11 protein-coding genes are annotated in these 13,889 nt (G+C 44.7%); 1 reads left to right on the plus strand and 10 read right to left on the minus strand.

From position 1 onward, the window contains the following. Window position 1: 1 nt before the first annotated feature. Window positions 2-4,255: an acyl-CoA dehydratase activase-related protein gene (locus tag WJ238_RS10325; RefSeq protein ID WP_337606893.1), complete on the plus strand. Its 4,254-nt coding sequence runs from the start codon at window positions 2-4 to the stop codon at window positions 4,253-4,255. A 184-nt stretch (window positions 4,256-4,439) separates the two neighbouring features. Here WJ238_RS10325 and WJ238_RS10330 read toward each other — a convergent pair whose 3' ends face one another. The 10 genes from WJ238_RS10330 to WJ238_RS10375 form a co-directional block, all read right to left on the minus strand. Further along, complete coding sequence (locus WJ238_RS10330) at window positions 4,440-5,111, minus strand: hypothetical protein (protein WP_230105944.1); 672 nt, start codon at window positions 5,109-5,111, stop codon at window positions 4,440-4,442. Between the two features lie 205 nt (window positions 5,112-5,316). Further along, window positions 5,317-6,855 carry a 2,3-bisphosphoglycerate-independent phosphoglycerate mutase gene (gene gpmI / locus WJ238_RS10335; protein ID WP_256193554.1) on the minus strand — a complete coding sequence of 513 codons (1,539 nt, stop codon included), beginning with the start codon at window positions 6,853-6,855 and terminating at the stop codon, window positions 5,317-5,319. 14 nt (window positions 6,856-6,869) lie between these two features. After that, the gene (locus tag WJ238_RS10340; protein WP_230105942.1) at window positions 6,870-7,694 is read right to left on the minus strand and encodes an alpha/beta hydrolase; all 825 of its coding nucleotides are present in this window, start codon (window positions 7,692-7,694) and stop codon (window positions 6,870-6,872) included. Between the two features lie 69 nt (window positions 7,695-7,763). Beyond that, complete coding sequence (gene tpiA, locus WJ238_RS10345; RefSeq protein ID WP_256193553.1) at window positions 7,764-8,513, minus strand: triose-phosphate isomerase; 750 nt, start codon at window positions 8,511-8,513, stop codon at window positions 7,764-7,766. Window positions 8,514-8,712: 199 nt separating this feature from the next. After that, a complete protein-coding gene (locus WJ238_RS10350) occupies window positions 8,713-9,906 on the minus strand; it encodes a phosphoglycerate kinase (RefSeq protein WP_230105940.1) in 1,194 nt (397 codons plus the stop codon). Window positions 9,907-10,014: 108 nt separating this feature from the next. Continuing rightward, window positions 10,015-11,028, minus strand: a complete 1,014-nt coding sequence (gap, locus tag WJ238_RS10355) for a type I glyceraldehyde-3-phosphate dehydrogenase (protein WP_230105939.1) — start codon at window positions 11,026-11,028, stop codon at window positions 10,015-10,017. Window positions 11,029-11,158: 130 nt separating this feature from the next. After that, window positions 11,159-11,962 (minus strand): histidinol-phosphatase HisJ family protein, encoded by an 804-nt coding sequence (locus tag WJ238_RS10360; protein WP_337606895.1) that lies wholly within the window; start codon window positions 11,960-11,962, stop codon window positions 11,159-11,161. A gap of 22 nt (window positions 11,963-11,984) precedes the next feature. After that, complete coding sequence (gene mnmA, locus WJ238_RS10365; protein ID WP_337606896.1) at window positions 11,985-13,070, minus strand: tRNA 2-thiouridine(34) synthase MnmA; 1,086 nt, start codon at window positions 13,068-13,070, stop codon at window positions 11,985-11,987. A gap of 18 nt (window positions 13,071-13,088) precedes the next feature. Next, window positions 13,089-13,532, minus strand: coding sequence for a Fe-S cluster assembly scaffold protein NifU (gene nifU, locus WJ238_RS10370; RefSeq protein WP_076777272.1), 444 nt, complete (start codon window positions 13,530-13,532; stop codon window positions 13,089-13,091). Window positions 13,533-13,550: 18 nt separating this feature from the next. Beyond that, a partial coding sequence (locus WJ238_RS10375; RefSeq protein ID WP_337606897.1) for an aminotransferase class V-fold PLP-dependent enzyme occupies window positions 13,551-13,889 on the minus strand: 339 nt, incomplete at its 5' end.

The raw sequence follows: 13,889 nt of genomic DNA on the forward strand, positions 1-13,889 counted from the left end.
TATGAATCAACAAGAATTATTTACCCTGGGGATCGATATCGGATCCACCACAGTAAAGATCGCCATTCTGGATGATCAAAATGATGTGCTTTTCTCTGATTATGAAAGACATTTTGCAAATATCCAGGAAACCCTTTCTGACCTTTTGGGAAGGGCTATCTATAAACTCGGTTCTATCCGGGTGTCTCCTGTTATAACAGGATCCGGAGGACTGACTCTTGCAAAACATCTGGGGGTTCCCTTTGTGCAGGAAGTTGTAGCCGTATCCACTGCTCTTCAGGACTATGCGCCTCAGACAGATGTGGCAATTGAGCTTGGAGGGGAAGATGCAAAGATTATTTACTTTGAAGGCGGCAATATTGAGCAGAGAATGAATGGCGTCTGCGCCGGCGGAACCGGCTCTTTCATCGACCAGATGGCTTCTCTTCTGCAGACCGACGCCTCCGGATTGAATGAATACGCAAAAAATTATAAAGCTCTGTATTCTATCGCTGCCAGATGCGGCGTATTTGCGAAATCAGATATTCAGCCGCTGATCAATGAGGGGGCTTCCAAAGAAGATCTGGCCGCCTCTATTTTCCAGGCAGTTGTCAACCAGACCATCAGCGGACTTGCCTGCGGCAAACCGATTCGCGGACACGTAGCATTTCTGGGAGGACCTCTTCATTTCCTTTCAGAGCTTAGAGAAGCGTTTGTCCGCACACTGAAGTTGGATGAGGAGCACACTATTGCTCCAAATCATTCTCACCTTTTTGCAGCCATTGGTTCTGCCTTAAACTCTACCAAGGAACCCATCGTGCCTATCCGTGAGCTCCAGGAACGCCTGGCAAAACGGATACAGATGGAGTTTGAAGTAGAGAGAATGGAACCTCTTTTTGCAACTGAAGCAGAATATAAGGAATTTACAGAGCGCCACGCAAAACATCAGGTTCCGGTTAAGGATCTTGCCTCTTATAAAGGCAAAGCATTTCTTGGTATCGACGCCGGTTCCACTACAACTAAAGCGGCTCTTGTAGGAGAAGACGGAACCCTTCTGTATTCTTTTTACCATAATAATGAAGGAGATCCTCTCGGTACCACAATCTCAGCAATCAAAGACATTTATTCTCAGCTTCCCGAGGATGTGGAGATTGTTCATTCCTGCTCCACCGGATATGGCGAAGCACTGATCAAAGCTGCTCTTCTTCTTGATGAAGGAGAAGTAGAAACCGTTTCTCACTATTATGCCGCCTCTTTCTTTGAACCGGATGTAGACTGTATTCTGGACATCGGCGGACAGGATATGAAATGTATTAAGATCAAAAACCAGACTGTTGACAGTGTACAGCTGAACGAAGCCTGCTCTTCAGGCTGTGGTTCCTTTATCGAAACCTTTGCCAAATCGCTCAACTATTCTGTAGAAGATTTTGCGCACGAAGCTTTATTTGCCCATAATCCGATTGACCTTGGAACCCGCTGTACTGTATTTATGAACTCTAAGGTAAAACAGGCACAGAAAGAGGGAGCTGCCGTGTCCGACATTTCTGCCGGACTGGCCTACTCTGTCATTAAGAATGCTCTTTTCAAAGTAATTAAAGTATCTGATGCATCAGAACTGGGACAGCACATTGTTGTGCAGGGCGGTACTTTCTATAATAATGCTGTTCTTAGAAGTTTTGAGAAAATTGCAGGCTGCCACGCAATCCGCCCGGACATTGCCGGCATCATGGGAGCGTTCGGTGCTGCCCTGATCGCAAGGGAACGCTATGTGGAATGCGAAGGTACTACCATGCTCTCCATCGAAGATATCGAAGCGCTGGAATACCGGACAACGATGACAAAGTGCCGCGGATGTACCAATAACTGCCGTCTGACGATCAACCATTTCAGCGGCGGAAGAAAGTTTATCACCGGAAACCGCTGTGAAAAGGGACTTGGAAAAGAAAAATCGAAGAACAACCTTCCCAACCTTTTTGAGTATAAGAGTCAGCGGTATTTCGGCTATACGCCTCTTTCAGAGGAGGAAGCTTCCCGCGGCGTGATCGGTATACCCAGAGTTCTGAATATGTACGATAACTATCCGTTCTGGTTCACATTCTTCACGGATCTTGGATTTCGTGTAGTTCTCTCTCCCGCTTCCACAAGGAAGATTTATGAGCTGGGAATTGAGTCTATCCCAAGTGAATCTGAATGTTATCCCGCCAAACTTGCCCACGGGCATGTACAATGGCTGATCAATGAAGGCATCCGGCATATCTTTTACCCTTCTATTCCTTATGAGAGAAATGAATTTGCCGATGCCAACAACCACTATAACTGTCCGATTGTTACCTCCTATCCGGAGAACATCAAAAATAATATTGATGCCATCGTAAACGGCAACGTGGATTTCATCCATCCTTTCATGTCCTTTGCCAGCGAGGAAACCCTTTCTTCCCGCCTGATCGAAGAACTTGCTCCAAAGTTTGATCTCACAGCAGAAGAAATTAAAACGGCTGTTCATAAAGCCTGGGTTGAGCTTGAAGCGTGCCGGAACGATATGCGCAAAAAAGGTGAGGAAACTGTTGCTTTCCTCGACAAAACAGGAAACCGGGGAATTGTTCTTGCCGGACGTCCCTATCATATTGACCCCGAGGTAAACCATGGACTTCCGGAGCTGATCAATTCCTACAATATCGCCGTATTGACAGAAGATTCCGTATCACACCTTCACCCGGTAGAGCGGCCTTTAAATGTTATGGATCAGTGGATGTATCACTCCCGCCTCTATGCGGCAGCAAATTATGTAAAGACAAAAGATAATCTGGATCTGATCCAGCTCAATTCTTTCGGATGCGGACTGGATGCCGTCACCACAGATCAGGTTGCCGATATCCTGACTCGCTCCGATAAGATCTACACCTCTTTAAAAATCGATGAGGTCAATAACCTGGGAGCTGCAAGAATCCGTGTCCGCTCTCTGCTTGCTGCAATCCGCGTCAGAGAACAAAGGGAACAGAAACGGCATATTGAGCCATCTTCCATAAAAAAGGTACCTTTTACAAAGGAGATGCGCAAAGAGTACACCATCCTCTGCCCGCAGATGTCTCCAATGCATTTTGAACTTCTGGAACCTGCTTTCAACGCTTCGGGTTATAAAGTGGAAGTCCTTCCAAACGACAATAAGCAAGCCGTTGATGTGGGACTGAAATATGTTAACAACGATGCCTGCTACCCTTCTCTTATGGTTGTAGGACAGATTATGGAAGCTATTTTATCCGGAAAATACGATACAGATAAGATTGCTGTCATTATCAGTCAGACCGGAGGCGGATGCCGTGCTTCCAACTATATCGGATTCATCCGCCGCGCATTGAAGAAAGCCGGCTATGAACATATTCCGGTTATTTCTATCAACTTAAGCGGGCTGGAAGGAAATCCCGGCTTTAAGATTACACCGGCATTAGCGCTTCGCGGAATCTATGCTGCTGTTTTCGGAGACATTTTCATGAAATGTGTTTACCGCCTCCGTCCATACGAGGCAGTGCCCGGTTCGGTTGACGCTATGCATCGCAAATGGGTAAAAGTTTGTGCTGATTTTGTTTCCCAGGGCTACCCTTCCCGAAGAAAATTCAAAAAACTGTGCCGGAATATTATTGAAGACTTCGACAACAATATTGAACTTTTAGATATCAAGAAACCCCGCGTAGGTGTAGTTGGAGAAATTCTGGTAAAATTCCTCCCTGCCGCCAATAATCATCTGGTGGATCTTTTGGAGAGTGAAGGCGCCGAAGCTGTCGTTCCAGATCTTTTGGACTTCCTTCTGTACTGCTTCTACAATCAGAATTTCAAGGTATCCCATCTTGGTTTTGCCAAGTCAAAGGCTACTATTGCAAACCTTGGAATCAAAGCGCTGGAATGGTTCCGCTCTCCTGCCAGCAAGGCATTTAAAGAGAGCAAGCACTTCGATCCTCCGGCTGATATCCGGGATCTGGGCAAAATGGCATCTGAGATTGTTTCCCTCGGAAACCAGACTGGCGAAGGTTGGTTCCTCACCGGAGAGATGCTGGAGCTGATCCACAGCGGTGCCACAAACATCGTCTGCACACAGCCTTTTGCCTGCCTTCCGAACCATGTAGTGGGCAAGGGGGTTATCAAAGAGCTGCGACGCCGCCATCCATTGGCAAATATTGTTGCCATCGACTATGACCCGGGTGCAAGTGAGGTAAATCAGCTGAACCGTATTAAACTAATGCTGTCAACAGCGAATAAAAATCTGGCAAAAACGGAAGGATAGTAAAATTTGGGACGTAGTAACATTTAAATTCAATGTCATTAAGTTTAGAAATTAGGATTCAAAAAAGCATGGAACGAAAAATTCCATGCTTTTTTAGTAAAAACACTTGACAAATCATACAAATCTGCGACAAAGCTATATGAATATATAGTTTTTTGAAGGTCTTAAATCACGGATTATTCCCTTATTCTTCTCGATCCATACAATTTCCTTTTTTATCGATCCAATATCGGACAGTATGATGTTTAGACGCACCAGAACCACATTTAGGACATCGGGATATATCTCGCATCTGATTAATAGCATATGTGGACATGGAGAGTGCATTATGAACATTTTTTGCTCGATCCATGCTATTAGAATACCAGATAGCACCGCAAACGGTACACCGGTACTTTTCTTCTGTCTTTTCTTTGCATCCGGATCGCCTTCTTTGTTTCTCTAATCGAATGGCAGCCTGTTTCCCTCTTTCAAGCTTCAATTGTTTCTTTTCTTCTTCCTTTTGCTGTTTAAGGAGTGCTTTCTCTTCCTGTTTTTTCTGGATATCTGAAGAATGTTGCGCCATTCCTGCTTTCATAGCTCCCATAATTATTTCTTTAGCGCCATACTGCACCAAGTAATCATGCAGCCTTCTAATCTCTCCCTTATCTTTCCGATTAGTACAAAGGTATGCCGAATTCATGCCAGGAGCAACAAAATATACACCAGGCACTCTGGAAAAAGTTGCTTCAGGTTGATAGAAAGTAATTTCTATTTCTCTGATATTCATCCTATAAACTTCCTTATCTTTCTTCATGATAGTCAACACTTCATCATCTATGCTTTGATACATAAATTTCCCAATTGTTATCTCCACTAAATGTCCCCCTCTCGAAATAGGAATAGAGACATTATACTGGATTTAAACACCAAAAAACAGGAAATAGAAAAAATACCTTGGTTTAATGCAAAAAAGACCGAAGATTAGGGGGAATCCCCTCAATCCAAGGTCCTTTTTGGTTATTTTTATTTGCCTTTTTTAAGAATAATTGTTGTTGCCCTTACTCACCATATATTTCTCATTATTTTACAAGCAATGATCTTCCTGTCATCTCTTTTGGCTGTTTCATTCCCATCAGTTCAATCAATGTAGGAGCGATATCCGCCAAACATCCACCTTCTCTTAATTTGTAAGCCGGATCAGCATTTACAAGAATAAACGGTACCGGATTCGTTGTGTGGGCAGTGAACGGCTCTCCTGTCTCTTCATCGATGAGCTGCTCTGCATTTCCGTGGTCTGCACAGATAAACATCTGACCTCCCACTTCTTTGATAGCCTCTACTGTCTTTCCAACACACTCATCCACTGCCTCGATCGCCTTAATGGCTGCCGCCTCTACTCCGGTATGCCCTACCATATCCGGATTCGCAAAGTTAATGATAATAACGTCATACTTTCCAGAACGAATAGCTTCCGTCAGTTTATCGCAAACTTCGTAAGCGCTCATCTCCGGTTTCAGGTCGTAAGTAGCAACCTTTGGAGATTTTACAAGAATACGGTCTTCTCCTTCATTTGGTTCTTCTACACCGCCGTTAAAGAAGAATGTCACATGCGCGTATTTTTCTGTCTCTGCGATACGTGCCTGCTTCATACCGTTAGCAGCAAGAAATTCTCCGAATGTATTTGTAATTTCCTCTTTCACAAACGCAACCAGTTTATTTTCAATCGTCACATCATATTCTGTAAAGCATACAAAGACCGTCTTGATCCGCTCTCCTCTTTCAAATCCGGCAAAGTCATCATCGCAAAATGTTCTTGTGATCTCTCTTGCACGGTCCGGACGGAAGTTAAAGAAAATAATGGAATCCTGATCTTTGATTGTCGCCACAGGAGCGCCGTCTTTCTCTACAATTGTAGGAAGTACAAATTCGTCTGTTGTATCCTTATCATAGGAAACCTGGATTCCTTCCGGGCCTGACGCTGCCTTTTCGCCCTCTCCAAATACCATTGCACGGTATGCTTTCTCCACACGATCCCAGCGATTGTCCCGATCCATTGCATAGTAACGTCCCATTACAGTAGCAACCTGACCTACGCCGATTTCTTTCATCTTGGCTTCCAACTCTTCTACATATTCTTTTCCAGATGCCGGAGGAGTGTCTCGTCCATCCAGGAAGCAGTGTACATATACCTTTTCAATTCCCTGTCTCTTTGCAAGCTCCAAAAGTCCGTAAATGTGAGTATTATGGCTGTGCACGCCGCCGTCAGATACCAGTCCCATAAGATGGAGCGCTGAATCATGTTTCTTCACATTTTCACATGCTGCAAGAAGAGCTTTGTTTTCAAAGAAATCACCATCCTGAATTGCTTTTGTAATCTTAGTCAGATCCTGATACACAATGCGGCCGGCACCCATGTTCAGATGTCCTACTTCAGAGTTACCCATCTGACCATCCGGAAGTCCTACCGCCATTCCGCTTGCATTTCCCTTTACAAAGGGATACTCTGCCATCAGCTTATCCATAACAGGAGTTTTCCCTTCTGCTACCGCATTGCCTTCTTTCTTTTCATTTAATCCATAACCATCCAAAATCATCAGTACTGTTGGTTTTTTACTCATTTTCTATTCTCCTTCTATTGGTCTTTGCAGATGTTTTCCATCCACTTGTATGCCAGATCCATCCAGCATTGACATTCCTCCTGAACGCCGCTTCCATCAGCACGCCTGGATTCTTCTCCTGCGCTCCCCAGTCCATGAGAGCCTTTCTGAAACAAATGAAGCTCTGTCCTGATCCCTTTCTCGTGCAGCGCTTCTGCCATTCTGACAGAATTTTGAACCGGAACGGTTCTGTCTTCAAAGGTATGCCATATAAAGCAGGGAACTGTATATTCTGTCACCTGTCTTTCTAAGGACAGCATCTCTTTCTTTTCTTCATATTCATCCTGAAGAAGATTTAGGAAACTTCCCTTATGGGAAATATTTTCATCAGAACTTATCACCGGATAACTGAGCAGCAGTCCCGCCGGTCTTAATTTCTCTGATGGGATTCCAAGCTTTTTGGAAAGAAATGTACTGTTCCAGAAAACTCCAAGACACCCTGCCAGATGTCCTCCCGCTGATGAACCCTGAACAAAAATCTGCCTTTCGTCCACCTTCCATTCTTCAGAATGTCCTTTAACAATTCCCATTGCCATTCCAAGTTCCAGAAGCGCTGTGGGATATTTTGCCGGGGCAGTGGAATATCGCAGAATCCCTACATGATACCCTTTTTGCAGAAAGTACATTGCAATAGGCTCTCCTTCCCGAAAACTGGTTCTCTCATATCCGCCTCCCGGACATAAAATAACCATGGGACGCTTTTTTATATGCAGATCTCCCGGCGTATCTAATACATAAGCGATAAAATGAGCATCCGGAAGGGAACCTTCCGTCTGCAGTTTCATTCTTTCAATAATCACACTCTTCACTCCCGAAACTCAAAAGCCCGCAGGAACTGTCTTGCAAGCCCCTGCGGTTCAATCTGGTTCTTACTTATAATTTACAATCTTTCCGAAGTCTGCCTTCAAAGAAGCTCCTCCGACAAGTCCTCCGTCAATGTCAGCCTGTGCAAATAACTCTGCAGCATTTCCTGCATTAACAGAACCGCCGTACTGAATACGGATAGCTTCCGCTGTTGCTTCGTCATAAATCTCTGCAATACATGCACGGATTCCGGCACACACTTCTTCTGCCTGTTCTGTTGTTGCTGTTTTTCCTGTTCCAATCGCCCAGATCGGTTCATATGCGATCACAGCTGTCTTTGCCTGATCTGCTGTAATTCCCTGGAATCCAACCTTAACCTGCTGACGAATGAAATCCATGGTAACGCCCTGTTCTCTCTGCTCCAGAGATTCTCCACAGCACATGATAGGCGTAATGCCATGTTCAAATGCCTTGTGCATTTTCTTGTTGACATCCTCGCTTGTCTCGCCAAAGTAATCTCTTCTCTCTGAATGTCCCAGAACTACATATTTTACACCCGCATCTGTAAGCATTGCCGGAGAAATTTCTCCTGTGTATGCTCCGCTTTCCTCGTAATACATGTTTTCTGCTCCAACCTGGATGTTTGTCCCCTTGCACGCTTCCACTACCGGAATAATATCAATTGCCGGAACACAGAATACAACGTCTGCATCCTCTGTTGCAACTAAAGGCTTTAATTCTTCTACCAGCGCAACTGCCTCGCTGGGAGTTTTATTCATCTTCCAGTTTCCTGCTATAATCTTTCTTCTTGCCATTGTTTTCACTCTTTCCTTTATATATTCTTTAAAATCTGCATTCGTTACTAAGTCCCCTGCTTAAGCCCGTCAGGAAGGGGGGGGATGTTCACCTTACTAAACTCACCTGTGCCCTAACGGGCTTGGTTCGCTAAGTGCGGTGAACTAAGTGCGCACTAGAATTCGTCCGGCGTCCTTCGGACTTGGACTCATTAAGTGCTTACTTATCGTTAGCTGCTGCTACGCCCGGAAGTTCTTTTCCTTCCAAAAATTCCAAAGATGCGCCGCCACCTGTAGAGATATGTGTCATCTTGTCACCGTATCCCAACTGATTTACAGCTGCTGCAGAATCTCCTCCTCCGATGATCGTCACAGCATCTGTTTCCGCAAGCGCTTTCGCAACTGCCTCTGTTCCGTGAGCAAAATTCGGCATTTCAAAACATCCCATAGGACCATTCCATACAACTGTCTTTGCATCTTTCACTGCATCTGTAAAAATCTTCTCTGTTTCCGGTCCGATATCCATTCCTTCCCAGCCATCCGGGATTTCTCCTGTCGGTACAATCTGGATATTTGCATCGTTAGAAAATTCATCTCCGATACGATTATCAACCGGAAGAAGCAGTCTTACACCTTTTTCCTCTGCTTTCTTTACCATGTTCTCTGCATATTCCAGATAATCGTCCTCACAAAGAGATGTTCCGATCTTTCCTCCCTTGGATTTTGCGAAAGTATATGCCATTCCTCCGCCGATGATCAAAACGTCCACTTTATCAATCAGGTTTTCAATAACAGAAATCTTGCTGGAAACTTTTGCGCCGCCCAGAATTGCCACAAATGGTCTCTCCGGATTGTTGACTGCATTTCCGAGGAAATCAATTTCTTTTTGCATAAGATAACCAACCACTGCAGTATCTACATATTTTGTCACTCCAACATTTGAGCAGTGTGCTCTATGAGCAGTACCAAAAGCGTCATTTACAAATACGTCGCACAGGGAAGCAAGCTCTTTTGAAAATGTATCTTCATTTTTCGTTTCTTCCGCTCTGTAACGTGTATTCTCCAAAAGAACAACTTCTCCATCTTTCATGGCTTCAACAGCAGCTTTTGCATTTGGTCCTACAACCTCCGGATCAGCCGCAAATTTCACTTCCTGTCCCAACAGCTCTGACAAACGCTTTGCAACCGGTGCAAGAGACAGTTCCGGCACTGCCTGTCCCTTCGGTTTACCCAAATGAGAACAAAGAATCACCTTTCCGCCGTCTCCGATCAACTTCTTAATTGTCGGAAGGGCTGCAACAAGACGATTCTCATCCGTAATCTTTCCATCGATAAGCGGTACATTGAAATCACATCTTACAAGGACCTTTTTCCCTTTTACATTGATATCATCTACAGATTTTTTATTAAGCATTTAAGTGCCTCCTTTCATTTTCCGATACTTTTGAAAAAAGTCGAAATTCTCTCATAATGCCAAAAACGGATCCGGTCCCAACAAGACCGGACCCGTTTTGAGTCTTAATTATGCTAATTCAGAGAAGTATTTGATTGTTCTTACCATCTGGCTTGTGTATGAATTTTCATTGTCATACCAGGAAACAACCTGTACTTCTGTTGTTCCATTCTCTAATGGAAGTACCATTGTCTGTGTTGCATCAAACAGAGAACCATATCTCATTCCTACGATATCGCTGGATACGATTTCATCTGTGTTGTATCCGAAGGATTCTGTAGCAGCAGCTTTCATTGCAGCGTTGATCTGATCAACTGTTACATTTCCTTCTACAACTGCTGTCAGGATTGTTGTGGATCCTGTCGGGGTTGGAACTCTCTGTGCAGCTCCGATCAGTTTTCCGTTCAGTTCCGGAATAACAAGACCGATTGCCTTAGCAGCTCCTGTGCTGTTTGGAACGATATTGCATGCAGCAGCACGTGATCTTCTTAAGTCACCTTTTCTCTGTGGTCCGTCCAGTGTCATCTGATCGCCTGTGTAAGCGTGGATTGTACACATAATACCGGATTTGATCGGTGCAAGATCATTCAGAGCCTTAGCCATTGGTGCAAGACAGTTTGTTGTACAGGAAGCTGCAGAAATAACTGTATCTTCCGGTTTCAGTGTTTCATGGTTTACATTATATACGATAGTCGGCAGATCGTTTCCTGCTGGTGCAGAAATAACAACCTTTCTAGCTCCTGCTTTAATATGAGCAGATGCTTTATCTTTAGATGTATAGAATCCTGTACATTCCAGAACAACGTCTACTCCGATCTCTCCCCATGGAAGCTCTTCTGCATTTGCTTTTGCGTAGATCTTGATCTCTTTTCCATCAACAATGATAGAATCATCTGTAGCTTCTACTTTATCAGCCAGAGCATATTTTCCCTGTGAAGAGTCATATTTCAACAGGTGAGCTAACATTTTTGGGCTTGTCAGGTCATTGATCGCAACTACTTCATACCCTTCAGCTCCAAACATCTGTCTGAAAGCAAGACGTCCGATACGTCCAAAACCATTGATTGCTACTTTTACTGCCATGATTAATTCCTCCTAAAGTCTTTTCACTGTTTCACAGCTTTTATTTTTGCTCCTTAACTTCGTTAAAGAACCATCAACCATTAACAATTGTACTAAATCTCATACAAAAATTCAAGAGCCTTTTCCAATTTTATGTAAGTACTTTGAAAACAGGCTTTCTTTCCTTAAATTCCGTGTAATACCGGAATCCACAGGATTTCAGGATATCGTCTGCCTTATGGAAATCATAGGCTATATGTTCCGGACAGTGTCCGTCTGCCCCTACTGTGATGATTTCTCCGCCAAGTTCCCGGTAACGCTTCAGAATATCCGGGTGGGGATGGGCAAAAGGCAGCCCGTATTTCAGTCCCGCCATGTTCAATTCTATTCCTTTCCCCCGCTCTATAACCGCTTTCAGGATTTCATCGATCTCATCAGCGTATTTTTGATAAGAATATCCTTCTGCTTTGCCGTTTCCGTATCTCACCACATAATCAATATGTCCAAGCACATCGAAATCCGGGGTGCTGCGTATATCTTCCAGCATCTCCACAAAAGCTCTCCGGTATACTTCTTCATCACTTTTTCCGTTAAAAAGCGTCCCAAGCGCCGGATCTTGCCCATCAATCACATGCAGGGAGCCTATCACAAAGTCAAACGGGTACTGCTTTGTCAACTCTGTAAAAAATCCGCCCAGATGGGGCTGCATTCCAAGTTCTACCCCAATCCGTATATCCAGCCTGTCTCTGTATTTTTCCCTAAGAGGTTCCAGTACTTTAAAATATTTTTCTACATCGAAAACGCTTTCCTCTCCCCATCCGAGATAGTCCTTGTCATAGTGATCTGTAAAGCAGATCACCTCCAGCCCCTTTTCGATGGATTTTTGTATCATCTCTTCCGGAGCGCTCTTAGAATCATGGGAAAAGGAAGTATGCATGTGTACATCCGCCCTCATTTTCTTTCACATCCTTACTGATTTATTGATTGTTTATGATCGTCCCGCCTCCCAGGACATATTCTCCGTCATAGAGCACTACCGCCTGTCCGGGCGCCGCGGCGCGAAGAGGCTCGTCAAAAGTACAAAGGATCTCATCTTCCCCTGTCCTTTCTACAGTACACCAGGCCCCTTTATGATTGTAGCGTATTTTTGCCCAGACTTTTTTTGGCTCCTTTAAATCTTCCACTGACATAAAATTGATCCGGTCAGCCCTTACGTATCTGGAAAGCGACTCTTCTGCCTTTCCCAGCACCACTTCATTGGTTTCCGGGCGGATAGCCAACACAAAGACCGGATAGCCCATAGCTACTCCCAGTCCTTTCCTTTGCCCTACTGTATAATGAATGATCCCGTTATGACGCCCTACAATTGTTCCGTCTGCCAAAACAAAATTTCCCTGCGGGAATGTCTGGTCTGCCGTTTTCTCAATAAAGGAAGCATAATCTCCATCCGGCACAAAACAAATGTCCTGGCTGTCCGGCTTATGCGCCACGGGCAGGTTCATTTTTGCGGCCATTTCCCGAATTTCTTCCTTTGTATATCCGCCCACCGGCATCAGCGTCCTCTTAAGCTGCTCCTGCGTCAGATTATAGAGCGCGTATGTCTGATCCTTCCTTCCGGTAGCGGAAGTACGCACTGCATAGCGTCCGTTGGGAAGCTGCTCGACTCTGGCATAATGCCCTGTGGCAATATAGTCTGCTCCAATATCCATGCTTCTTTTCAGAAGAGACTCCCATTTCACAAAACGATTGCAGGCGATACAGGGATTCGGAGTCCTGCCGCCAATATATTCATCTACAAAATAGTCGATCACATTCTCTTTAAATTCTCTTTTAAAATTCATGACATAATAAGGAATGTCAAGGCTGGCCGCTACCCTCCTTGCATCATCCACCGCCGTAAGACCGCAGCAGCCGCCGTTCTCCTCCTGAAGTTTCTCCTCTTCATCCTGCCAGATCTGCATGGTGACTCCGATCACATCATATCCCTGTTCTTTTAAAAGCCAGGCAGCCACGGAGGAATCCACTCCTCCCGACATGCCTACTACAACCCTCTTCTTCTCCATTTTCGCTCTTTCCCCGGCCTAGTATTCCTCTTCTTCCTCTTCCTCTCCTTCGTGGATATCGGATTTCGGCTTTTCCAGTCCTTCTATTTTAATACCGTTCTTTTCCGCGTAATCCCAAAGCGCTGCATGAATGGCTTCCTCTGCCAGAAGAGAACAGTGTACCTTCACCGGCGGAAGCCCGTCCAGAGCTTCCATCACCGCTTTATTCGTTACTTCCATGGCCTCCTGGATGTTCTTTCCTTTCACCAGCTCTGTAGCCATACTGCTTGTGGCAACTGCCGCTCCGCAGCCGAATGTCTTAAATTTGACATCCCGGATGATCTGGTTCTCATCAATATCCAGGTAGATTCTCATGATATCTCCGCACTTTGCGTTTCCTACTGTTCCAACGCCGCTGGCGTTCTCAATTTCTCCCATATTTCTTGGATGCTGAAAATGATCCATTACCTTTTCTGTATACATAGTCCATTCCTCCTGCTCTTATTTGTTTTTCTTTACAAAATCTTCGTACAGAGGAGACATATCTCTCAATTTAGATACGATCTCCTTTAAAGTATCTACTACATAGTCAATATCTTCCTTTGTCGTTTCATCACTTAAGGTCAGTCGAAGTGATCCGTGAGCGATCTCATGCGGCAGTCCGATCGCCAGAAGCACATGAGACGGATCCAGTGAGCCGGATGTGCAGGCAGAACCGCTGGAAGCGCAGATTCCCTTCATATCCAGCATGATCAAAAGGGATTCCCCTTCAATAAACCGGAAGCTGAAGTTGGCATTGTTAGGCAGACGCTTTGTCCTCTCCCCGTTCAGCTTTGTATA

Origin of the sequence: Claveliimonas sp., assembly GCF_037273965.1 — a bacterium.
In the GTDB taxonomy this organism is placed as follows: Bacteria; Bacillota; Clostridia; order Lachnospirales; family Lachnospiraceae; genus Claveliimonas; species Claveliimonas bilis.